20 protein-coding genes and 6 tRNA genes are annotated in these 21,666 nt (G+C 65.8%); 11 read left to right on the top strand and 15 right to left on the bottom strand.

Going from position 1 to position 21,666, the window contains the following annotated elements; all coding sequences use genetic code 11:
• Positions 1-110 precede the first annotated feature (110 nt).
• The 7 genes from AB0J47_RS07045 (at position 111) to AB0J47_RS07075 (ending at position 1,445) form a co-directional block, all read left to right on the top strand.
• The gene (locus tag AB0J47_RS07045; protein WP_364341475.1) at positions 111-539 is read left to right on the top strand and encodes a hypothetical protein; all 429 of its coding nucleotides are present in this window, start codon (positions 111-113) and stop codon (positions 537-539) included.
• A 162-nt stretch (positions 540-701) separates the two neighbouring features.
• On the top strand, positions 702-848 hold the full coding sequence (locus AB0J47_RS07050; RefSeq protein ID WP_364341477.1) for a hypothetical protein: 147 nt from the start codon (positions 702-704) through the stop codon (positions 846-848).
• Positions 849-926: 78 nt separating this feature from the next.
• Positions 927-998, top strand: a tRNA-Trp gene (locus AB0J47_RS07055).
• An 81-nt stretch (positions 999-1,079) separates the two neighbouring features.
• A tRNA-Gly gene (locus AB0J47_RS07060) sits at positions 1,080-1,189 on the top strand.
• 7 nt (positions 1,190-1,196) lie between these two features.
• Positions 1,197-1,273 (top strand) — tRNA-Leu (locus tag AB0J47_RS07065).
• Between the two features lie 23 nt (positions 1,274-1,296).
• Positions 1,297-1,369: transfer RNA gene (locus AB0J47_RS07070), tRNA-Arg, on the top strand.
• 4 nt (positions 1,370-1,373) lie between these two features.
• Positions 1,374-1,445 (top strand) — tRNA-Gln (locus tag AB0J47_RS07075).
• Positions 1,446-1,589: 144 nt separating this feature from the next.
• On the opposite strand, the gene AB0J47_RS07080 is transcribed toward AB0J47_RS07075, so the two are convergent.
• Positions 1,590-2,993, bottom strand: coding sequence for an IS1380 family transposase (locus AB0J47_RS07080; protein WP_364341479.1), 1,404 nt, complete (start codon positions 2,991-2,993; stop codon positions 1,590-1,592).
• A 149-nt stretch (positions 2,994-3,142) separates the two neighbouring features.
• Here AB0J47_RS07080 and AB0J47_RS07085 point away from each other — a divergent pair.
• A tRNA-Gln gene (locus AB0J47_RS07085) sits at positions 3,143-3,212 on the top strand.
• Positions 3,213-3,291: 79 nt separating this feature from the next.
• On the opposite strand, the gene AB0J47_RS07090 is transcribed toward AB0J47_RS07085, so the two are convergent.
• The 5 genes from AB0J47_RS07090 to dapA form a co-directional block, all read right to left on the bottom strand.
• Complete coding sequence (locus AB0J47_RS07090; RefSeq protein ID WP_364341481.1) at positions 3,292-4,743, bottom strand: carbamoyltransferase N-terminal domain-containing protein; 1,452 nt, start codon at positions 4,741-4,743, stop codon at positions 3,292-3,294.
• 36 nt (positions 4,744-4,779) lie between these two features.
• Entirely contained in the window at positions 4,780-7,368 is a 2,589-nt protein-coding gene (locus tag AB0J47_RS07095; RefSeq protein WP_364341483.1) for a DNA translocase FtsK, read from the bottom strand.
• 239 nt (positions 7,369-7,607) lie between these two features.
• Positions 7,608-8,234 carry a TIGR03085 family metal-binding protein gene (locus tag AB0J47_RS07100; RefSeq protein ID WP_364341485.1) on the bottom strand — a complete coding sequence of 209 codons (627 nt, stop codon included), beginning with the start codon at positions 8,232-8,234 and terminating at the stop codon, positions 7,608-7,610.
• 228 nt (positions 8,235-8,462) lie between these two features.
• Positions 8,463-10,442: an RNase J family beta-CASP ribonuclease gene (locus AB0J47_RS07105; RefSeq protein ID WP_364341487.1), complete on the bottom strand. Its 1,980-nt coding sequence runs from the start codon at positions 10,440-10,442 to the stop codon at positions 8,463-8,465.
• Positions 10,443-10,509: 67 nt separating this feature from the next.
• Positions 10,510-11,433, bottom strand: a complete 924-nt coding sequence (gene dapA / locus AB0J47_RS07110; protein ID WP_364341489.1) for a 4-hydroxy-tetrahydrodipicolinate synthase — start codon at positions 11,431-11,433, stop codon at positions 10,510-10,512.
• 208 nt (positions 11,434-11,641) lie between these two features.
• On the opposite strand from dapA, the gene AB0J47_RS07115 reads away from it, so the two are divergent.
• On the top strand, positions 11,642-12,091 hold the full coding sequence (locus AB0J47_RS07115) for a toxin-antitoxin system HicB family antitoxin (protein WP_364341491.1): 450 nt from the start codon (positions 11,642-11,644) through the stop codon (positions 12,089-12,091).
• 53 nt (positions 12,092-12,144) lie between these two features.
• Here the strand turns inward: AB0J47_RS07115 and AB0J47_RS07120 are convergent, their stop codons facing one another.
• From AB0J47_RS07120 to AB0J47_RS07155, 8 genes are all read right to left on the bottom strand, one after another.
• Complete coding sequence (locus AB0J47_RS07120; RefSeq protein ID WP_364341493.1) at positions 12,145-13,344, bottom strand: crosslink repair DNA glycosylase YcaQ family protein; 1,200 nt, start codon at positions 13,342-13,344, stop codon at positions 12,145-12,147.
• Positions 13,345-13,443: 99 nt separating this feature from the next.
• The gene (locus AB0J47_RS07125; protein WP_364341495.1) at positions 13,444-14,457 is read right to left on the bottom strand and encodes a hypothetical protein; all 1,014 of its coding nucleotides are present in this window, start codon (positions 14,455-14,457) and stop codon (positions 13,444-13,446) included.
• The gene (locus AB0J47_RS07130; RefSeq protein WP_364341497.1) at positions 14,450-15,736 is read right to left on the bottom strand and encodes an ATP-binding protein; all 1,287 of its coding nucleotides are present in this window, start codon (positions 15,734-15,736) and stop codon (positions 14,450-14,452) included. The genes AB0J47_RS07125 and AB0J47_RS07130 overlap by 8 nt, the downstream gene beginning before the upstream one ends.
• 66 nt (positions 15,737-15,802) lie before the next feature.
• A complete protein-coding gene (locus AB0J47_RS07135; RefSeq protein ID WP_364342004.1) occupies positions 15,803-16,486 on the bottom strand; it encodes a response regulator transcription factor in 684 nt (227 codons plus the stop codon).
• 119 nt (positions 16,487-16,605) lie between these two features.
• Positions 16,606-17,058: a flavodoxin family protein gene (locus AB0J47_RS07140; protein ID WP_364342006.1), complete on the bottom strand. Its 453-nt coding sequence runs from the start codon at positions 17,056-17,058 to the stop codon at positions 16,606-16,608.
• A gap of 339 nt (positions 17,059-17,397) precedes the next feature.
• Positions 17,398-17,832 carry a hypothetical protein gene (locus AB0J47_RS07145; RefSeq protein WP_364342008.1) on the bottom strand — a complete coding sequence of 145 codons (435 nt, stop codon included), beginning with the start codon at positions 17,830-17,832 and terminating at the stop codon, positions 17,398-17,400.
• An 80-nt stretch (positions 17,833-17,912) separates the two neighbouring features.
• Entirely contained in the window at positions 17,913-18,659 is a 747-nt protein-coding gene (gene dapB / locus AB0J47_RS07150; protein WP_364341499.1) for a 4-hydroxy-tetrahydrodipicolinate reductase, read from the bottom strand.
• Positions 18,660-18,750: 91 nt separating this feature from the next.
• On the bottom strand, positions 18,751-19,161 hold the full coding sequence (locus AB0J47_RS07155) for a hypothetical protein (protein WP_364341501.1): 411 nt from the start codon (positions 19,159-19,161) through the stop codon (positions 18,751-18,753).
• A 59-nt stretch (positions 19,162-19,220) separates the two neighbouring features.
• On the opposite strand from AB0J47_RS07155, the gene AB0J47_RS07160 reads away from it, so the two are divergent.
• Positions 19,221-19,667, top strand: coding sequence for a MarR family winged helix-turn-helix transcriptional regulator (locus tag AB0J47_RS07160; RefSeq protein WP_364341503.1), 447 nt, complete (start codon positions 19,221-19,223; stop codon positions 19,665-19,667).
• Between the two features lie 233 nt (positions 19,668-19,900).
• On the opposite strand, the gene AB0J47_RS07165 is transcribed toward AB0J47_RS07160, so the two are convergent.
• Entirely contained in the window at positions 19,901-21,007 is a 1,107-nt protein-coding gene (locus tag AB0J47_RS07165) for a zinc-binding dehydrogenase (RefSeq protein WP_364341505.1), read from the bottom strand.
• A 198-nt stretch (positions 21,008-21,205) separates the two neighbouring features.
• On the opposite strand from AB0J47_RS07165, the gene AB0J47_RS07170 reads away from it, so the two are divergent.
• Positions 21,206-21,601 carry a VOC family protein gene (locus AB0J47_RS07170; RefSeq protein ID WP_364342010.1) on the top strand — a complete coding sequence of 132 codons (396 nt, stop codon included), beginning with the start codon at positions 21,206-21,208 and terminating at the stop codon, positions 21,599-21,601.
• Positions 21,602-21,666: the final 65 nt, after the last annotated feature.

Below are 21,666 nucleotides of genomic sequence, written 5' to 3' on the forward strand. Positions count from 1 at the left end.
TCTCATGACAGCAATCATGCCCGATTTGTCCGATCTGTCGAGCTAGCGGGGGAGTTGCTAACCATAATTTCACATGCGGGTCCGCCGACCGTCGTGTCACCCTCACGAGCATGACCGACGACTACCTCATCCTGAACAAGGCGAAATGGGACGAGCGCGCGCCGGCGCATGCCGCATCGCGTGACTACGCTGTGTCACGGTTCGTCGCCGATCCGGAGTTCCTCAGGATGCTGTGGGCCATGGACGAAACCCGCACCGACCGACCGACTGTCGGCTATCCCTACTTCGAAATGCCCGAGCCCTCCGTGTTTTCGTCTGGAACGACTTATGTCGAGACCGATACGGAATTCACACAGATCGTGACGCACGAGTGGAACCACGGACTCGGCGACGTGGTGACCGCACTTCTCGATCACGGCATGACGATCACCGGACTGGTGGAGCACCGCAGCGTTCCCTGGGAGGCATTGCCCGGACAGATGACGCGCGAGGCGAATGGCGAGTGGCGACTCAGCGAGCATCCGAACGCCTTCCGCTGACTTACACGCTGCAGGCACGCCGACAACTCGCCGGTAGGGAATAAATGGGTTCCTCATCGCGGCTTCCGGTGTTAGCGTTATCCGCATCGCTGGCGACTGCTTGCAGGTCGCTCGAAAGAACCAGTAATCGATCGGTTATCGGAACCACGAAAGGCAAAGGCAATGACCAGCACCCAGGACCAGGGACTACGCTCCCTCGCCGGTGCCTGGCAATTGCGTTCCGGCACCCGACGGCCGATGTCGCAGCTGTGCCTGACCTGGCCGTTGATGTCGCAGCCGCGACAGGCGAGTATCCGGAGCCGCCCCTGAGGTCTCGATTCGAGAAGGCCTGAACAGGGGCCGCTCCAGGCGGAATACTCGCCACGGAGCGGTCCTTTTTCTTGTCCAGCGGATGTAGCTCAACTGGAAGAGCAACGACCTCCAAAGTCGTGGGCTGGGGTTCGAATCCCTCCATCCGTGCTCATAACTTCATAGTGAATGCACAGCAGTAGGTATTTCGTAATGCGAGATTTGAATAACCCTGCTGCATACCGGTTTCGAGCCCGTGTAGCTCAATGAGAGAGCCGACCCTTTCGAGCGACCCGCAAGCAGTCGCCAGCGGTGTCCTCCCACGGCGCAGGTCGGTGGTTCGATCCCACCCACGGGTACCAAAACCATTCCCTCGTAGCCCAATTGGCAGAGGCACCGGACTTAGAATCCGGTTGATGCGAGTTCGAATCTCGCCGAGGGAACCAGTCCGCGCGGTTTGCGTGGATCAGCGCTCGTAGCTCAACGGACGGAGCACCTTTTTACGAAGCAGGCGGATGAAGGTTCGAATCCTTCCGAGCGCGCCGATGGAGTGTGGTGTAAACGGCAGCATGATGGGCTCTGAACCCGTCGATTCAGGTTCGAATCCTGGCACTCCAGCTTAGCCTCGATCCATGGACTCGGGTTTCGGGCTGGTCTGCGCGCCGGAGGCGCGCAGACCAGCCGGTTTCGGGTATGAGGTAGCCGCTGGTCTGCCCAGCATTTCCACGTGGATCTCGGCTCGGGCCGGTTCTGGCCGGGTGGTCAGGTGGTGACGGGTTGTGGCGGTGTGTAGCCGATCGTGTTGTGCCACAACATGAGCCATGGCTCGACCCAGGGCCAGTGGGTGGGCAGATGCAGGATCGGCCGACGTTGCGGGCGGGCCAGTCGGGCGGGGATGTTGACGATTTTGCGGCGCAAGGTAGCTGCGCGGGCGCGGCGGTGGTTGCCGCCGGCGAGGGTTCCGGCAGCGCGCAGCAGGTTATGGGCGATCCCAGCGCAGATCACCCAGGCGGAGTTGGCACCGAATTTCCCGGACGGCATATGGGCCAGGGGACCGTCGATGAGGTCGGCGAAAACGGTCTCGATGACGGCGTGTTTGCGGTGGGTGATGTCGGCATCGGCAACCGGCTCTTGCGAGTTGGTCAGGAAGGGGTGGTGACGCCAGGCAGGGAACAACGCATCAGGGTATCGGGCGTCTTTCACCCGCCGCACGATCAGCCGGGCGGTGACGCGGTCTTTGGTGGAAACGAAAGCGGTGTAAGAGGTTTCGGCGACCTCGGCGTCGGAGATCCACTCGCCTGTGTCGGGATCGCGGACCGCACCGGGATAGCGCACCGGGGTCCACGCGTCATCGGGAATCGAGGCGATCGCTTTCTTCACGGCCGCGTTCTTGGTCAGCACCAGCGAGAACAGTGCCCCGGCCCGCAGCGCTGCGCGCACGACCCTGCGGTTGCCATAGGCCGAATCCCCGCGCACCACGATGGTGCCGGTGGCCCCGGCGGCGCGGGCGGCGCTGATCGCTTCTGTGACCATCGACCCGGCTCCTTTGCCGGAGCCGGTTTTCCCGGCGCGTAACCGCATCCCGGCAACAACCGGGGCGGCGAGGTCGGTGCTGATTGTGGCCGCCAGGGGTGAAAGCCCTTTGCGGAGAACCTGTTTCCCGGCGATCTTGGTATGCCCGTAGGACGCGCCTTGCTTCTGCTTGCCATAGACCGGGCGCAGCAGCGAATCGATATCGACGAAACACCGTGTCTCCGCGCCGGGCAGCAGATCGGTACGGGCGGCCAGCGCGGACAGGTGCTCGCGCATCACCGACTCCAACTGCTTGGCATGACCAAAGCTGAACTCGCGCAACAGAGTTCCCACCGTCGAGGGCGCATACACACCACCGAACAGGTGCCCCATCCCGCCGCTGCGCAGCAGGTCAATGTCATCGATGCTGTCCGCACCCGCGCACATCCCGGCGATCAGCGTGGCCAGTTTCGGGGCCGGGTTGGCCGACCCGGAAGTGATCCGCGGCGAAGCTATGGCGACCTTGTCAGCCAACATGCTGGTCAGGCCCGTTTGCTCGGCCAACGTCATCACCGGGACCAGCCCAGCCACCGAGACGAGATTGTGGTCATCGAACACTGCCGAGCCCTCGGCGAACGTGTGAAACAATCGCACTGAAAGTGTCTTTCCGATCTTGCAACGATTGATGCGTGAGAACACCAATCATCGCAGCTCGGAAGGCACTTTCCCTATTCCGGGGACGGCCCACCACTGATTACGTCCACGGATCGAGGCTTAGTTCTCGGCGCTCGCGCTCAGAACGATGGAGTGTGGTGTAACGCAGCATGACGGACTTTGACTCCGCCGGTTCAGGTTCGAATCCTGGCACTCCAGCGCACACCGACCGAGGCTCATGCAGGTTCGCCCCGGGGCTCTCATAAGGCCCTGCCGCGTGGTTCGACTCCACGATGAGCTACCAAGTCACACTCGTATGGCCCCATTCTCGCGAAGCCGACCCGCGTTCGCGGGTGGTTTGCCGTACCCGTGCCTGATCGGTGTAAAGATACCCTTCGGACCAGATATAGCGGGTGCCACCCCAGCGCGCCGCGGCGGCCACATCCGGAAAGAATCCGCACCCTTCGGAATTCGCGCTCGTATTGCACAACACCGGTACGCCGCTGATGGCCTCGTACGCCGAAAGGATCCGGGCGGTCGGGCTCTTTGCCGCGGCATCGATCGTCTGCACCCGCGCGGTACCGTCCAACTGCACGGCTCGAATGCGGTCGGCCCACTCCGGACGGATGCGGTGTTCGAAGGTCAGGTACGGATCGTTGCCGCCGGGCCCGAACACCTCCGCAGCCCGTTGCGCCAGGCACACTGCCGCCACTGACCGGTCGGCGGCTCGGCGCTTGATGCCGTTGAGCCGGTCCCGCATTGCCGAATCCGTTGCGGGAGCGAGAATGCTGCGGTTGCCGAGGGCGCGCGGTCCGAGCTCCGCGCGACCCGAAAGCACCACTACCGGCTCACCTTTCCGGTGCAGTAGGTCCGCCACTCCCCGCTCGTCACAGGGCTGTCTGCGCCAGTTGTCCGGCACCCCGCATACCCTGACTCGTGGACCGGAGTACACACCCCACCGCAGTGCCGTACTTCGCCCCTTCCGAAACATCTCGCAGCACGCGGCACCGATGGCCGCGCCCGAGTCGTCGGGAAACGGCGGAATCCAGACCTCCTCGAAAATCCCGCGCAGCTGCGAGTTCCACTTGATATCGAGGGCGCTTTCCCCGGTCACCACGAGCCTCGATGGCAATGAAGGATCCTGGCGCACAAGCGAACTCAACGACAACCGCTGCGTCTGCTCCTGGCATGTGGCGACCGAACGGACCCTTCGTGCCGCCGCCACGACATGGTAGAGCCGCGCGCGAGCTCCACCGTCGCCGACCAAGACGAGCGCATCCTCCCCGCGTGCCGCGAACGGACTCGTGCAATAGCCACCCATGATGTGCTGGTCCACGTGGTGATAGCTGACGTACTCTTCCGCGGCGGAACCGAATCCGTGACCGCGAAAGCGGTGCCGTGCCAGCGGTATGGTGCATCCGGGCCGATCCTGATACGGCGCGATCGCGAGTTCGACGGGACGGCCGCCGACCAATGTCGCAATGCGTGCGGTCTCGGTCGAATCCATCTCCGGCGCAGAACCATCCACCACGAATCGGTCGATATCGGTGGGCGCCAATCCCTCCGACCGCAATATATCGGCGACCTGGTCGAGATCGCCGAGCGTGCGGTGGCGCCTGCTGTTATCCAGCTTCTCCAGCTCGATGCCGAACACCAGCCGGTCGTCCTCGATAACCGCGACCCCACCATCGTGCGACACTCTGATTCCGCAGATCACCACGCGGCACCACTGTACCGACACCACAGCCACCCACCGGCGGTGAGAATATTTGCCGCCGAAGCGTTTTCACTCCTCTGGGTGGTCCGGGTCCGCGTCGCCGCCGCCGCGGATCGTCCACAGCAGCCCGTCGAGTTCATCGGGCTTGATGAGCACATCGCGCGCCTTCGATCCCTCGCTGGGACCGACGACACCGCGGGTTTCCATCAGATCCATCAGGCGGCCGGCCTTGGCGAAGCCGACGCGCAGCTTGCGCTGGAGCATGGAGGTCGAGCCGAATTGTGAAGTGACGACCAGTTCCACGGCCTGCAGGAAGACATCCAGATCGTCGCCGATATCGGGGTCGACATCCTTCTTCTCACCCGCTTTGGCAGCGGTGACGCCCTCCTGGTATTCCGGTTCGGCCTGGTTCTTGGCGAAGTCGACGACCGCGTGGATCTCCTCATCGGAGATGAACGCACCCTGCAGTCGGGTCGGCTTGTTCGCGCCCATCGGCAGGAACAGTCCGTCACCCATACCGATCAGCTTCTCCGCGCCCGGCTGATCCAGAATGACCCGCGAATCGGTCAATGACGAAGTGGCGAAGGCCAATCGGGACGGAACATTGGTCTTGATCAGGCCGGTAACCACATCCACGGAGGGACGCTGCGTCGCGAGCACCAGGTGAATGCCCGCGGCGCGAGCCTTCTGGGTGATGCGCACGATCGCGTCCTCGACATCGCGCGGCGCGGTCATCATGAGATCGGCGAGCTCGTCGACAATGGCGAGAATGTACGGATACGGCCGGTAGACCCGTTCGCTGCCCAGCGGCGCGGTGATCGCACCCGACTTGACCTTCTTGTTGAAGTCGTCGATGTGGCGCACCTTATTGGCCTGCATGTCCTGGTAGCGCTGCTCCATCTCCTCCACCAGCCAAGCCAGCGCGGCCGCGGCCTTCTTCGGCTGGGTGATGATGGGGGTGATGAGGTGCGGAATGCCCTCGTATGGAGTGAGTTCCACCATCTTCGGGTCGATGAGGATCATCCGGACCTCGTCCGGAGTCGAACGCGCAAGCAGCGATACCAGCATCGAGTTCACGAAGCTCGACTTACCGGAACCGGTCGAACCCGCGACCAGCAGATGCGGCATTTTCGCCAGATTCGCCGAGACGAAATCGCCCTCGATATTCTTGCCGAGACCGATCACCAACGGGTGGTGGTCATTTCGAGTCGAGGGCGCCTTGAGCACATCGGCCAGGCGCACCAATTCGCGATCGGCGTTGGGCACCTCGATACCGACGGCGGACTTACCCGGAATCGGGGCAAGCAGCCGAACATTCTCGGTGGCGACGGCATAGGCGATATTGCGGGCCAGCGCGGTGATCTTCTCGACCTTCACACCCGGACCGAGTTCCACCTCATAGCGGGTGACCGTCGGGCCGCGCACGAATCCGGTAACCGCCGCGTCGATCTTGAACTGCACCAGCACCTCGGTGATCGCCTCGATCATCGATTCATTGGCGGCACTGCGCTTCTTGGGCGGTTCGCCGTCGGTCAGCAGCGTCAGCGGCGGGAGGGTGTAATCACCCTCGATCTCGCGGTCGGTAATGAACTCCAGCTGCTTAGGCGGCGGTGGGGTCTGGTCCTCGACCTTGATCGGGGGGCGTTTCTTCGGCTTGGGCTTCTCCTCGGGTGCTGCCTCGGTCGCAATCGGTTTAGCATCGCGTAGGGGTGGTTCGCCGATGAGCTCGGTGACCGCATCGGAACCGCCGAATTCGTCGGGCGGGTAGTTCTCCTCGGGGGTGCGACCACGTCGCTTCGACTTGGTACTGCGATGCAGTGGGAATCCGTCGGCATCGTAATTGGTCGGATCGAAATCGGATTCGCCATCGTAGTCACCGTATTCGTCACCACCGCTGCCGGTGCCGAAGTATTCGCGCAACCGCTGCGGCACCTCGCGTACGGTGGTTCCGGTTACCAGCAGCACACCGAAAACGATGGCCAGCAACAGAATCGGCACCGAAAGCCAGCCGGTGAGCCCGTCGGTGAGCGGCCCGCCGACCACGAAACCGACGAAACCCGCTGCGCGCGAACGCCCGTGTGCATCTGTCGGCGACCCGGCCGCGACATGCCACAGACCCAGGGCCGGCAAGCCGATCAGCAATCCGCCGAGTACCAGCCGCGGCCGGATCTCCGGACGTGCCTCGGTCCGCATCAGGACAATCGCGATTCCGGTTGCCACGAACGGTAGTCCGGCCGAAGCCGATCCGGAGACCGCGCGAATCGCCTCCTCCACCCAATGCCCGATCGGACCACCCGCCGAGAGCCATACGGCGGCAGCGATCACCGCGCTGAGGGCGATGAGGGCCAGTGCGATGCCGTCGCGGCGATGGCCGTGTTCGATTTCGCCCGCCCGACTCACGGCCCTGGTGGTGGCGCCGAGACCGCGCGCGAGCATATTCCAGCCGCTGCTGATCCCACGACTGATCACCGCGAGCGGTGCGGTATTCGACTTGCGACGGACCGGGCGGCGCACCGGTGTGGTGCGGCCGCGCGGTGCGGGCGAGCGGCGCTGAGCGGTGGTGCGAGCCTGGCCCGAACGAGACGCCGCCGTGGTCCTCCCCCGGGCCGATCCCGCCCGCGCACGAGTGGTCGTGGAGCTGCGGGACTTACCTGCCATGGACCCAGGCTAGCCGCAAACGCCCCATCCAGACCATCAACCACACAGGTAACTGTCCCGCCTCCCCGAACCTTTTGCCGGTCGTGAGTACCTCGGCACTCTCGTACCGGACCGCATGTGAAGTGCTAGGCGGCTTTTGGACGTGCCCGACGAGTTACCCATGTCCGCACGAGATCAGTCGTCGCGAATCAGCCATCCTGTTTGGCGTGTCGACCGAGCAACCGCACCCACGAACAGGGTTACACTGACCGATCCAGCTCCAGGACAGCGCGCACATCGGCGGAATCACCTTCGGTTTCGATCCGGACCTCATCTCGACCGAAGGCGTGCAGCAGCAGTTCGGAGGGCTTGCCGGTCAGCGTCACCTGCGCCGTTCCGGACTTCGTATGCACCACGGCCCGCCTGCCCTCTGGGGTGGCCAGTTCGACGGTGACCTGTGCTTTGCGGTAGGCCATCCGCCCCATGCGCCGCAGCCCCGACCACAGCTTGTCCTCATCCGCGGCGGGCAGATCACGCGGCTCCCAGCCGGGTGCGCCGCGACGCACATCCTCGTGATGGACGAACATTTCGGTCAGATTGACGACGGCATCGAGCGGTTTGAGCGGAGACCACCACGGCGGGCCGGAGCGCACATCCGCCAGCAGTTCCGTAAAGGGTCGCCGCGCCGCCTTGGCCTGCACCGACTCCAGATATCCGGCGAACGGTTTCAGCATGATGCCGGGGGACGCGTCCGGGCGGCGTTCCCGAACTACCAAGTGCGCGGCCAGATCTCGCACCGTCCAGGCGCCGCACAGCGTGGGCGCGTCCGGCCCCGCCGCGGACATCGTGTCCACCAGTGCCCGACGTTCCCGTTGCGCCATGCTCATCTGCCGAACATATCGGATGCGATGTCGGCGCGGCAGTCCCCAATCCGATAGGTGCACCAGGGGGCCGGGAGGGCGGCGCGCCGACCTCGACCACTCCGCCGAATCCGACCGAGCCGACCGCCGAAGAGCTCAAATCCGCCGAGCTGGACTCGGCGGCATGCCAGCAGGAGTGCCGTGCCACGCGAAAACCGCCGGATAGCAACAGCTTCCGGCGGCTTCGGGTAGGTGTCAGACGCCGATGACCGTCGGCACGATCATCGGACGGCGGCGGTAGGTCTCGGCCACCCAGCGGCCGACCACCCGCCGCACACTCTGTGCGATGCGGTGGGTTTCGGTAACGCCCTCACCGGCCAGCCGCAGCAGTTCGATCTCGACGAGTTCGGCGGCATCAACTAGTGCGGTCGGATCGTCGGAGAATCCGCGCCCACTCACCTCGGGCGTGCTCACCGCTTTACCCGTGGTCGAGTCGACCGCGAGGGTGATCGAGATGAACCCACCCTCACCGAGAACCAGGCGATCCGAGAGCGTCGATTCACCGACATCGCCGACCGAAAGTCCGTCGACGTAGACGTGTCCGACCGGCACGCGCCCGACGATCGAGGCGATCCCGTCGACCAGGTCCACCACGACGCCGTCCTCGGCGAGCACCACCCGTTCCTCGGCCACACCGGTCGCCACGGCCAGCGCGGCATTGGCGCGCAGATGCCGCCATTCGCCGTGCACCGGCATGGCGTTGGTGGGCCGCACCGCGTTGTACAGGTAGAGCAATTCACCAGCGGACGCGTGCCCGGAAACGTGCACCTTCGCGTTCTGCTGGGTGATGACCGTGGCGCCGAGTCGCGACAGACCGTTGACCACCGCGAATACCGAATTCTCGTTGCCCGGGATCAGCGAGGAGGCCAGCACCACCAGATCGTCGGCGCGAATATTGATCTGGCGGTGTTCACCGCGCGCCATCCGCGACAGCGCCGAAAGTGGTTCGCCCTGCGAGCCGGTCGAGATGAGGACCAGCCGATCGCCCGGCAGGGTGGCAGCGACATCGAGATCGACGACCACACCGTCGGGCACTGTCAGATAGCCCAATTCCTGCGCGATCTCCATATTGCGCACCATCGAGCGACCGACGAAACACACTCGGCGCCCGTACTTCTGCGCGACATCGACAACCTGCTGAATGCGATGCACATGGCTGGCGAACGACGCGACGATCACCCGATGCCTGGCCTTGCCGATCACCGTATCCAGTACGCCGCCGATTTCACGTTCCGGCGTGACGAAACCCGGCACCTCGGCATTGGTGGAGTCCACCAGGAACAGATCGACGCCCTCGTCACCGAGGCGGGAGAATCCGGCCAGGTCGGTGAGGCGACCGTCCAGGGGCAGCTGATCGAGTTTGATGTCGCCGGTGTGCAGCACGACGCCGGCGGGCGTGCGGATGGCAACGGCAACGGCGTCGGGAATCGAGTGGTTGACCGCGAAGTACTCGCAGCCGAACGGGCCGTGCGTGGTGTGCTGGCCCTCGATCACCTCGACGAGCTTGGGACGCTGCCGGTGCTCGCGGCATTTCGCGGCCACCAGGGCGAGAGTGAATTTCGAACCGATGACCGGGATATCGGCGCGCAGGCGCAGCAGGAACGGCACCGCGCCGATGTGATCCTCGTGGCCGTGGGTGAGCACGATGGCTTCGACATCGTCCATCCGGTCCTCGATGGGCCGGAAATCGGGCAGGATCAGGTCGACGCCGGGCTGCTGATCCTCCGGGAACAGCACGCCGCAGTCGACGATGAGCAGTTTGCCGCCGTATTCGAAAACGGTCATATTGCGACCGATTTCGCCGATGCCACCGAGGGCGAAGACGCGCAGACCGTTCTTGGGCAGCTTCGGCGGGGTACCCAGGCGGTCGGCTGCTGCCCGCTCGACGGGGGCTGGCGCAGGTTGCTCACCGCGTCCGCGTCCGCGCGGCTGACGGCCGCGCGCGGGTCTGCGGGGCTGCTCCGCCGGGGCCTTCGGCGCGGCCTCTTTCGCGGCGCTCTGCTGCGGCGCGGTCCGTCTGGGCGCGGTGTCGGACTGCGATAGGTCGCCGACATCGGATTGCGCTGCCTGCTCGGACCGTTCGATGCTGGCGGGTGGACGCTGCGCGGGGGGTTCGGGTGCGCCCGCGGGACGGCTCGCGGTCCGGCGGGGGCGGCGGCCTGCGGCTTCAGTCATGACTGCACCTCACTACTGGTCGGTTCGATCATGTCTGACAATGTGGTGATTCTGATTCGCTCACTCCTCATGAAAGCACCCCTGCCAGCCGGAGGTCGGCGGCGAGGACATCGAGTTGTTCATTGGTCGGCATCAATTGCGGCAGGCGCGGTTCACCGGCATCCACACCGAGCAGACGCAGCCCGCCCTTGCTCATCGCGACGCCGCCCAGTCGCGACATCGCGGCATTCAACGGCAGCAGGCCCGCATTGATCTCGCGGGCGCGCACCACGTCACCGGCGGTATAGGCGTCGAGCAGGGCACGCAGCCGCTCGGGCACGAGATGTCCGATGACACTGATGAATCCGGTCGCGCCGACCGACAGCCACGGCAGGTTCAGCGCATCGTCACCGGAGTAGAAATCCAGATCGGTATTCGCGATGAGATCCGCACCCGCGTTCAGATCGCCCTTGGCATCCTTGACCGCGACGATGCGCGGATGTTCGGCAAGTCTGCGAATGGTGTCGCTGGCAATGGGAACCACCGAGCGCGGCGGAATGTCGTAGAGGGTCACCGGCAGGTCGGTGGCGTCCGCGACGGCGGTGAAATGCGCGATCAGGCCATCCTGGGTGGGCCGGGAGTAGTACGGCGTCACCACGAGCAGGCCGTGCGCGCCCGCACGCTGGGCATTGCGGGCGAGTTCGATCGAATGCGCGGTGTCATAGGTGCCCGCGCCCGCGATCACGGTGGCACGTGCGCCGACGGCATCGACAACGGCGCGCAGCAGATCCGCCTTCTCCGATTCAGTGGTGGTCGGCGATTCCCCGGTGGTACCGGAAATCGCCAGCAAATCGACGCCGCGGTCGACCAGGCGGGCGGCGAGCGCGACCCCGGCGTCGACATTGAGCTTGCCGTCGGCACCGAAGGGGGTCACCATCGCGACACCTACCGTGCCGGACGCACGCAGCTGTGTTGGATTTGCGGTGCTCGCCGGCCCTACGTGGTTACGCATGCTGCCGCCTCCAGGCCTGAGGCTCACACCGCGGTGTAGGCGTCGATTCACCGTTCGTCATGGTCAGAAAGGCTACCCGCTCCCGGGAACAGCCTCGACACCCTCATCGCCGAACGGGCTGCCACGGCCAGTGATTCACCTCCCAGTATCCGGCCATGATGTCAAATCCGTCCTTGAATGACGCCATGAATGGCGTCACACTGATGTCATGGATTTGAATAAATACACCGCCCGGCTACGCGAGGACCTGATCGCAGCCGCCGCACTCGGTGACGAAAAGACCCAGGCCACCGCCGCCGCTCTGGCGGCCGCAACCGAGAGTTCGGCGCGATTGGCGCTGCTCGCGGCGTTATCGGACCTCGCCGCGGAGGTCAGCACAGAGCTCGGCGACCGAACAGTTCACGTCTCGGTGAATGGCACCGACGCCACCGTGGACGTCCGCAAGAATCCGGCGACGGAAAGCGAGCATCCGACGATCGAGGAGATGACCGGCGATATCAGCCGAGTCACGCTCCGGATGGTCGAGCAATTGAAGGCCAAGGCGGAGGAAGCCGCCGCCGCCAGCGGAGTCTCGTTGAACTCCTGGCTCTCGAATGCCGTCAGCGGCGCAGTGCGCGATCAGATGCGCGGGTACGGAGGCCCCAAGCGCGACGTTTGAAGGGACGCGACCCGGCGCCGCGACGAGCACACATCCGGAAGGTTGCGAGAAGTTCACAGTAGCGGCGCGAGATCGCCGCGGTCGCCGATGACTACCTCGTCCAATTCGAGCCAGTCCGCCATCTCGCGGAGGGCACCCGTCAGTGCCGCAGCGGTTTCCGGTGTACGGTGCCCCGGCTCGGCGAACGCACCGGGCACCAGCAGCCGTCCGGACGCGCGTTCGGCGCGCAGGTCGACGCGTCCCACGAGTTCTCCGTCCAGGAGGAACGGGAATACGTAGTACCCGTGCACCCGTTTGGGTTCCGGCGTGTAGATCTCGATCCGGTAGTGGAAGTCGAAGATCCGCTCGGTGCGTGTTCGGAAGAAGATGAGCGGATCGAACGGGCAGAGCAAGGCCGCACCCTCGATCCGGCGCGGGGTCGAGGCACCGGCGCGCAGGTAGGCGGGTTTACCCCAGCCCGACACCTCGACCGGTTCCAGTTCCCCGGCATCGACCAACTCCGCGATGGCCGGTTCGGTTTGGGAGCGGTGCAGGCGGTAGTAGTCGCGTAGGTCGGTCTCGGTCGCGACGCCGAGGGCGGTGCCCGCGCGCCGCACCAATTCCCGCACCGCCTCGGTCTCGGATACGTTGCGCGCCAAGATCTCCGGCGGGATCACTCGCTCGGCCAGGTCGTAATGACGGGTGAACCCGACTCGCTTGTCGACCGACAGCGCACCCGCCGCGAAGAGCGCCTCGCAGACCATCTTGGTATCGCTGAGATTCCACCACGACCCCTTCGGGCGCGGCTTGTCCAGCTCGAGGTGGCGTTCCACCTCACCGGCGGTAGCGGCGCCGACCTCGGTGATGACGTCGAGAATGTCCTTGCCGAGGGTAGGGTTGCGTTCGATCGCCCGGCGCATGCCGTTCCAGCGCCCGTGTTCGTATTTCCGCATCCGCCAGCGCATGAGCGGCCAGTCCTCGACCGGGATCAGCGCGGCCTCGTGCGCCCAGTATTCGACCAGTCGCCGCGGGCGTCGCACACCGTTGCTCCAGACGGCTTCGTCCAGCACGGTCCGGTCGTAACCGCCGATCCGGCTGAAGACCGGCGCGTAGTGCGCGCGCACCACCGCCGATACCGAATCCAGCTGCAGTAATTGGGTTCTGCCGAGCACGTCCAGGATCGTCCGCCGGGTCGGCGCGGCCGGTTTGCGCCGCCCGAAACCCTGCGCGGCCAGCGCCGTCCGACGCGCCGCGACCGCACTCATCGTCCGCATGATCACGACAATGCCATGGGGGTACGACAGATTCGGAGAGTCATCTGCCTGCCGGAGCGGGCGTGCACTTTGCTGACTTGCGCGCCACGGCCCGACAGGTTACGTCGAGACCGAGACCTCGCCCGCGGTGTCGATCTCGGTCCGCCGATCCCGGTCGGGTGCGTTCGCGAGAACTGTCGCCAGCACCCGTCGGCCCATCGGCAGTACCCGCACGGTCACCGAACCGGCATTGGCCGCATCCAATTCCCTGGTCGCCGATTCGATCACCTGCTGGCGCACCCATTTCGGCACACCGGCGAATCCGCCGTCGTCGAGTAGCACCACCTCGACCCCGCGCGAGCGCGCACCGCGGGCGGCGCTGCTCAACCCGTCGGTCACCAATTGTGGTGCGCGCAGACCGTCCCGGAGTTCGGCCTCCAGCAGCCTGCACTCTTCGCGTTCGCCCGCGGTGAGTTCAGCACCTTCGGCAATGCGTTCCAGAATCGGCCGGGCCACCTTGTCGAGCCGGGCCAGTTGCCGATCCCGCTCGCCGTTCTGCGCGGCCATGGTCGCCTCGGCGGCCGCGCGCATGGTCGCCTCCTCGCGCAGCAGCCGCAGCGAGCGCTGCATCGGCCGCATGACCGCCGCACCGATGGAGACCCCCGCCACCGTGGCGATCGGCACGACGGATCCGACCACCACCCGCAGACCGTTCGTCGCACCGACCACCGCGATCACCGCCGCGATGCCCGCGACACCGCACCACGCCACTCCCAATCGCCCGCGCACCACCAGTACCGCGAGTACATAGGACGACGCGAATGCGGTCCAGACCTGCTTGGACAGGCCGTGGTCGATACTCACGGTGGTCATCGCCGCCGCGATCGGCCCGGCCGCGGCAACCGCGATGGCAGCGGGCAGCGGCAGCGGATCGACCGGAATCACCAGGACCACCACTCCGGCACCGGCTACCAACACCAGCGCGGTCGCGGCCAGAAGCAGCGGGGACTCGGCGAAGTTGCGCACCATGTACAGCAGGATCGTGGCCTCGAAGATGACCAGGAAGAGCCAGGCCGAACGGTCCCGCAGCCCGAGCAGATCGCGCAGGCCGAATTCGTTCTCGATCTCAGCCATCGCCACCCCAGACCAGGGTCACCGTGGTCCCCTCTCCCGGTTGGGATTCCACGAAGCCGGCGCCACCGGCCAGCTGACGCATCCGGCCGAGGATACTGACCGAGACGCCGAGCCGATCGGCGGGCACCCGGTCCAGATCGAATCCCGCGCCGTCATCGCGGAATACGACACGGATACCACCCGCACTGATCGTCACTGTGACGGTGCGCTGGACGGTACGGCCCGCAACGGTGGCGTGGCGCAGACTATTTCGCGCCGCCTCGGCCAGGGCGGCGGCGATGGTGCCCGCCGCATGCACGGGCAGGCGCAGGTCATCGAGTCCGGCCCAGCGGCGCGCGGTGAATCGGATGCCCGGATTCACCGCGTAGATCGCCGAGCGCAGGAAGCCGATCGCCGATTGCGCGTCCAGTCGGTCGGGTTCGGTATTGGTGCCGCGACATTCGTCGAGTTGTTCCAGCGTGCGTTCGGCCTGACTGCGCAGCACCGGCGATTCGGCACCAGCGCGCGAAGCGTCGAGCAGGGTCGACAGCACCGCGTCATGGATCAATGCGGCGAAGCGGGCGCGCTCACGATCCCGGGCCGCGGCACCGGCCACGGCGGCTGCGCGCCGGCTCGCGATCACCGATTCCCGGTCCACCCGCGCGGCCGCCGCGAGCGCGAAGATGCAGCACCACAGGAATAGTGCGCACAGGCCCGCGGCCCTGGCGAAATCGCCGATGAGGGACCAGATCGTCGTGCTGGGCACCGCATACCGGTTCCCCACTGCCGCAGTTGCCGCGGCGACCACGAGATAGCCGGTGGCCAGCGCCGGACGCCAGGCCAATACGGCCGCCAGCACGCCGAGCGCAAGCACCCGATACATCCACACCGAAGTGGTATCCGTCAATGGCACGGCATAGATGAACGGAATGGTCGCAAGCGCCGCAAGATAACTCACCGCGGCCGCCCCGGCCACCACGCGAATCGCCCTGCGGCCCATGGTGAACGAGACGACCACGAGCACCGGGAACCAGCCGAGCGCCACGCCGACCACCAGGCTCGCCCACGGACCGGAGACGAATTTGGCTTGGTCGACAATATCGGGTAGCTCGACGATCGCGACGATCACACCGGCGATGCCGACGGCCAGACCCATGCGGCGCAGGATGCGATCCGAGGCCGCTTCGACAATCTTCTCCCTGGACACCGCGGTCCGCCCACGGCGCCATCGGCTCGCCCGAAACAGGTCGACGGAGCTCGCAGTGGTTGTAGAGGTGTCCAGCGCGCTGGACGCGGTCATACCTGCGCCTCGCTGGCGCTCGGCTTCGTTATGCCCGCGATTGCGGCTGTGGTCATTGTCGCTCGCTCATGCGCGCGGATGCCGCTCGGGAACCGGTAGCCACCCGTCCTCTACCGCCCGCTTGTAGAGGTCGGTTTTGGTGGGAGCCGGACGACCCACATCGGCGTACTTCTGCCGGATGCGCCCCAGATAGTCGTTGACGGTCTGTTCGGACAGTCCCGTCAATCGCGCGACACGGGAGGCCTTCTCCCCGGAGGCGTAGAGGGTTAGCACCTCTTCCTGCCGCGGGCTCAGACCGACGTCGGACAGTTGCGGATCGCCGTCGATGGCAGCGGCCCAGTCGGTGGTCACCACCTGCTCACCCGATGCCGCGCGGCGCACCGCCGCGACCACCGTCGGCACATCCTCGGATTTGCGCACCACGCCGAGCACCCCGGCCTTCGCTGCCGCGCGTACCAGGAACGCGTTATCCGCGCCGGTGAATACGAGGACCTCGACGCCGCGGTTGCGCAGCGCGCGCACATTGTCTTCGGGCGAGGATCCGTCGGCCAGTCGCAAATCGAGAACGACCAGATCCAGCGGTGCGCTATTCGCCGCCGCCGCAAGCAATTCCGGCACGGTCCCCGCGGTCAGCACCAGATCCAGATCAGGTTCCGGCGCCAGCATCGCGGCAAGCCCGATCGCCACCGATTCGTGGTCTTCGACCAGCCCGATCCGACGCGGTGCTGTTTCGCCCCCTTCGGCCCACATCACCTCGACACTCCGTTCCCGAGCAAACTCGTCCACATCCCCTCCGCTACAACGTCACCTCGTAGTATGCCCGGATCCGCCGTATACCAGTCAGACACCAAAATTCGGGGGACGGCGCACTATCCCATGAGCTGCGCCGCGACAGTCGCGCCGAGTTCCCAGCACTGCTGGATCTCCGCTTTACCTGGCGCTCCCATCACGATGACCGGCGCGGCAACCTGCTCCCAGCCGAGTCCGGTGGTCACGCTTCGCACACCACGCTCGGCCCCCTCGGTGCCCTCATTGCCGTGCAGATAGAAGCCGAACGGCCGACCGCGCGTCGAGTCGAGGCACGGGTAATAGAACGTGTCGAACGCGTGCTTGAGCGCACCGGACATATAGCCGAGATTCGCCGGGCTACCGAGCAGATAACCATCAGCTGATAGCACATCGCTCGCGGTAACCGCCAGAGCCGCCCTCCGCTCGACCTGCACACCTTCGATCTCCGGATCCGTCGCCCCCGAGACAACCGCCTCGAACATGGCCTGCATATGCGGTGACGGAGTGTGATGAATGATCAGCAGCCGAGGCACATCGAGCAGCGTACTGCCGCCCACGAACTCGAGCGGATCTAAGGGGCCCCGGCTATTGACTAGCGACAAAATAGGAGGAAAATAAAGGTTTACACCAGAAAACCGGAAAGTACCGAAGATGTCGACGGAGACGTCCAAAGACATCGGAGGGATTTCAAGGATCTGGCCAGGCCCCCGGCAAGCCAGTCGAATATCGGAGTTGTCAGCGACGACTGAGACTCATGGATTCGATGGAGACTACCGGGGACTGTTCTGTATTGGGGGTCTTTTGCTCCGGCTGTTCTCGGAGGGGCTGTTCCCCGAGGACAGTATCGGGTGCCCGCAGTGAGGGCGAGGGGGTTAGGGGTTTGGGTCTAGTTTTTCCAGGGCTACTGCGCGGCGCATGGTTTCGCGAGCTCGGGTGCGGTCGCCGGCGTAGTCGTAGGCGCGGGCTAGGCGGTAGGAGACGCGCCAGTTGTCTGGATCCGCCTCCCATTCCTGTTTGACCTTGTTGAAGAGTTCGTCTGCGGCGGCGCGTTCGACGCGGCCGGAGGGACGGCGGGGGAGGTTCGAGGTGTCGAGTTCCAGGCCCTCGTTGTGGATGCGGCGGGCAAGGTGTTGGTGGGCCAGCGCGGCACGGAGGGTGGCTACGACGATCCAGACGCCGAGCAGCGGCAGGATCAGGACGCCGATGCCGATGACGACGGCGGCGAGGTCACCGGAACCTATGAGGCTGAGTGCGATGCGGCCGAGCAGCAGGAAGTAGAAGCCGAGCACCACGACCAGGGCCGCGATGAATGCGACGACCTTGCGGACGTCGCTGCCGGGTGCCTCGGTGTCCGAGCCCTGGTCTTCGGGCTGGACCGGTTCCTTTGTCACAGATCCAGGAACGGGTCGAGCCCGACGGTCAGGCCGGGGCGGTTCGCGATCTCGCGGACGCCGAGTAGTACACCGGGGGCGAAGGAGGAGCGGTCGATGGAATCGTGCCGAATGGTGAGGGTTTCACCCTGGGTGCCGAAGAGCACCTCCTGATGTGCGACGAGTCCGGCCAGGCGCACCGAATGCACCCGCACGCCGTCGACATCGGCGCCGCGGGCGCCCTCGAGTTCCTGGGTGGTGGCATCGGGGCTGCGGCCGACTCCGGCCTTGTCCCGCGCGGCGGCGATCAGCCCCGCGGTGCGATATGCGGTGCCCGAGGGCGCATCGACCTTGTTCGGATGATGCAGCTCGATGACCTCGACAGAATCGAAAAACCGCGCCGCCTGCTCGGCGAATCGCATGGACAGCACCGCGCCGATCGCGAAGTTCGGAGCAATCAGCACGCCGGTCTCCGGCCGGCCGGCCAACCAACCGCGCACCTCGTCCAGGCGGGCCTCATCGAATCCGGTGGTCCCGACGACAGCGTGAATTCCGCGCTCCACCAGGAACTTCAGATTCCCCATCACCACATCGGGATTGGTGAAGTCGACGACCACCTGGGTGCCCGACTCGGTGAACGACTCGAGCGAATCGTCCTTGTCGACGGTCGCGACCAACTCCAGATCGTCGGCCGCCCGCACCGCCGCACAGATCGCCTGACCGACTTTCCCCCGCGCACCGAGCACTCCGACCCGAATGGTCACCGCACCTCCTAATTCCACCAACGACTCCGCCAGCCTATCGACCCCGCTCCCCTCCCGGTCCGCTGACCTCTGGTGATCGGCGACACGCAGCTCACCCGCCGGCCATGTTCTCGGCCATCTTCTCCAGCAGGCGAACGGTCGCTACGTACTGGTCGTCGGTGATTCCGTCGAGCATGGCGCGACGGCGCTTGCCGATCAGGGCGTAGGCCTGGTGGTGGGAGATGCGGCCCGGCTCGGTGAGGGCGAGGGTCCCCGAATCGTCGGTGATGTCGCCGCGATCCACCAGTTGCGCGAGTTGGACGCCCCACTCCGAAGGGTCGTTCCAGAACGGGGCGAGGCCGTCGCGCACATCGGTGGCCGAGCGGGGGCCTTCGGCGAGTGAGTTGAGGATCTGCCAGTGGCGGCGAGTCAGACCGGACGCGGCCAGATCGTCCGCGAAGCGGGCGTCGATCCGGCGGTCGAGTTCCTTGAGCCAGTAGCCGATCGGACGCTGTGCTGCCATCATTCCTCCAAAGCATGTAAAATTACAACTACATGTAATATGACATGAAAGTAGGCCGGATGGAAGAGCACGATTCGGTCACCGCGGCCGTCGAGACAGCGATGGTGCGGATTCGGCGGCGGCAGACCCGCGGGGCACTGGGCAAGGATTCGCCGGTGCCGATCGCGGTGTTCCGAGTGCTGGACGCGGTGGCCGGTGCGAATACGGACACCGTCGGGACCCTGGGCCCGGCCTTGGGCGTCGATCAGCCACGCGCGAGTCGCCTTGTCGCCCAGGCAGTTTCATCCGGCCACCTGGAGCGGGTGGCGGATCAGCAGGACGGCAGGCGAGCCGTCCTGCGACTGACCCCCGCCGGACGCGCCGTCGTCACCGCAGCGCGCGACGGCCGCCGCAGCGCGATGGCGGCCGCCATGGCGGACTGGACCGACCGTGAGCGCACCGAATTCGCCCGCCTGCTCGGACGATTCGTCGACGCCCTCGACGAACGCCCTGGAACGGGTACCTGAGAGCGGCCGCCGCGGATGACCAGACCGGCGGCGCGCGGTAGGCGGCCCGCGATGACAGATCCCCTCACACATGGGTCGTCCGAGGCTGGCGAGGGAACGCTCGGCGACGGTGTCCTGAGCGAGCCAGACCTGCCCGGTCCCACCGCTGCCGACTTCCGCGATGTCCTGCGACCGCGCCGGAGCAGCGTCACGCGAGCACACGCGACAACCGCGCAGGCCGGAGAACCGCCGCGCTAATCGAACACAATGACCTGCCGCAGCGCATGCCCGGCAGCGAGTTCGTCCATGGCGCGGTTGACTTCGTCCAATCCGACGTGCGAGGAAACCAGCTTCTCGACAGGCAACCGACCCTCGCGCCACATGCGAACGTACTCCGGGATATCGCGGGAGGGCACCGCCGAACCGAGGTAGCTGCCGATGATAGTGCGGCCTTGCGCGACCAACGCGAGGGGCGAAATGCTCGCGCGGGCATCGGGGGCAGGTAGTCCGACGGTGACGGTCGTACCGCCGGAACCTGTTGCGGCAACAGCGGTTTCGAAGGCGCGGACATTGCCCGCGGCCTCGACCACGACATCCGCCTGGATGCCCTGGTCCGCGAGTTCGGTCGGTGTATACGCGGCGCTCGCGCCGAGTTCCTTTGCGAGAGCAAGCTTTTCCGGCACGGTATCGACGGCGATCACCTCATGCGCACCGAGCGACACCGCGACGAGCACCGCCGCCATGCCGACGCCGCCGAGCCCAACCACCATGATCCGATCTGCCACACCGGGTTTCGCGGAGTTGAGCAGCGCACCACCACCGGTGAGCACCGCGCAGCCCAGTACCGCCGCAACCTCCGGCGGCACATCGGCATCGACCGGAACCACCGATCGGCGATCGACGACGGCGTATGTCGCGAAGGCGGACACGCCGAGGTGATGGTGCACCTCCGCGCCCTCACGGTGTAGCCGCCGCCCACCGTTCAATAGCTCACCCGCATTATTGGAAACACTGCCCGGCCCACACGGCGTGCGGCCGTCACTGGCACAGCCCGCACACTCCCCACAGCGCGGCAGAAAGGTCATCACCACGCGCTGTCCCACCGCGAGATCACTGCCACCGGGACCGATCGCTTCGACGATGCCCGCGGCCTCGTGGCCGAGCAGCATCGGCACCGGTCGCACCCGGTTTCCGTCCACCACCGACAGGTCGGAATGACACAGCCCGGCGGCCTCGATCCGCACCAGCAGCTCACCCGGACCCGGCTCCCCCAGATCCAGCTCACAGACGGTGATCGGCGCCGACTCGGCGAACGGCGTGGGCGCTGCGATCCGCTCCAGGACCGCCCCTCGAATCTTCATTCCACGACGCTACCGCGCAGCGTCACAGACAGAGAAGCGGGTCACAGCCGGACACGCGGTCGAGGAAACATGGTGCCGATCACTCAGGGTGGCACGGTGGGTAGTGATTCGCTAACCTCGACGCCCGTGACGGTGCTCCCGTAGGCCGCCTTGTACCGAGCCCGGGGTCGGGACCGTCACGACACAAGGAGAAATCCCCTGTCAGTACAGTTCAATCACACCATTGTCGGATGTCGCGACAATCGGGTGTCCGCCGAATTCTGGTCGGACATCCTGGGTTTGGAACTAGGAAAAGAGTGGGGCCCGTTCATCCCACTTCCCACGGGTAATGGAGTCACCTTCGACTTCGCGAACGTGCCGGAACACATCTCCGAAATCCAGCCCCAGCATTACGCATTCCTGATCTCCGAGGCCGAGTTCGATGCGGCTTACGCCAAGATCCAGCGCTACAAACTGGAGCACTGGGCCGACCCGCGCCAACAGGGCGTCAACGAGATCAACCACAATGATGGCGGTCGCGGCGTCTACTTCGTCGACCCCAACGGCCACTTCTTGGAGCTGATCACCGTACCGTACGGCGGTTGGCCGACGTAGTGCACACCGTCGGGGCAGCCGCCAACCGCAGCTGCCCCGACGGTTGGTTCGTGAACCCCACTGGC

The organism is Nocardia sp. NPDC049737, assembly GCF_040674755.1.
Taxonomy (GTDB): domain Bacteria; phylum Actinomycetota; class Actinomycetes; order Mycobacteriales; family Mycobacteriaceae; genus Nocardia.

What these genes read in the sequence shown, in the direction of transcription:
- AB0J47_RS07045 (WP_364341475.1), top strand. Translation starts at nt 111, where the DNA reads ATGACCGACGACTACCTCATCCTGAACAAGGCGAAATGGGACGAGCGC.
- AB0J47_RS07050 (WP_364341477.1), top strand. Translation starts at nt 702, where the DNA reads ATGACCAGCACCCAGGACCAGGGACTACGCTCCCTCGCCGGTGCCTGG.
- AB0J47_RS07095 (WP_364341483.1), bottom strand. Translation starts at nt 7,368, where the DNA reads ATGGCAGGTAAGTCCCGCAGCTCCACGACCACTCGTGCGCGGGCGGGA.
- AB0J47_RS07100 (WP_364341485.1), bottom strand. Translation starts at nt 8,234, where the DNA reads ATGAGCATGGCGCAACGGGAACGTCGGGCACTGGTGGACACGATGTCC.
- AB0J47_RS07105 (WP_364341487.1), bottom strand. Translation starts at nt 10,442, where the DNA reads ATGACTGAAGCCGCAGGCCGCCGCCCCCGCCGGACCGCGAGCCGTCCC.
- dapA (WP_364341489.1), bottom strand. Translation starts at nt 11,433, where the DNA reads ATGCGTAACCACGTAGGGCCGGCGAGCACCGCAAATCCAACACAGCTG.
- AB0J47_RS07115 (WP_364341491.1), top strand. Translation starts at nt 11,642, where the DNA reads ATGGATTTGAATAAATACACCGCCCGGCTACGCGAGGACCTGATCGCA.
- AB0J47_RS07120 (WP_364341493.1), bottom strand. Translation starts at nt 13,344, where the DNA reads ATGCGGACGATGAGTGCGGTCGCGGCGCGTCGGACGGCGCTGGCCGCG.
- AB0J47_RS07125 (WP_364341495.1), bottom strand. Translation starts at nt 14,457, where the DNA reads ATGGCTGAGATCGAGAACGAATTCGGCCTGCGCGATCTGCTCGGGCTG.
- AB0J47_RS07130 (WP_364341497.1), bottom strand. Translation starts at nt 15,736, where the DNA reads ATGACCGCGTCCAGCGCGCTGGACACCTCTACAACCACTGCGAGCTCC.
- AB0J47_RS07135 (WP_364342004.1), bottom strand. Translation starts at nt 16,486, where the DNA reads ATGTGGGCCGAAGGGGGCGAAACAGCACCGCGTCGGATCGGGCTGGTC.
- AB0J47_RS07155 (WP_364341501.1), bottom strand. Translation starts at nt 19,161, where the DNA reads ATGGCAGCACAGCGTCCGATCGGCTACTGGCTCAAGGAACTCGACCGC.
- AB0J47_RS07160 (WP_364341503.1), top strand. Translation starts at nt 19,221, where the DNA reads ATGGAAGAGCACGATTCGGTCACCGCGGCCGTCGAGACAGCGATGGTG.
- AB0J47_RS07165 (WP_364341505.1), bottom strand. Translation starts at nt 21,007, where the DNA reads ATGAAGATTCGAGGGGCGGTCCTGGAGCGGATCGCAGCGCCCACGCCG.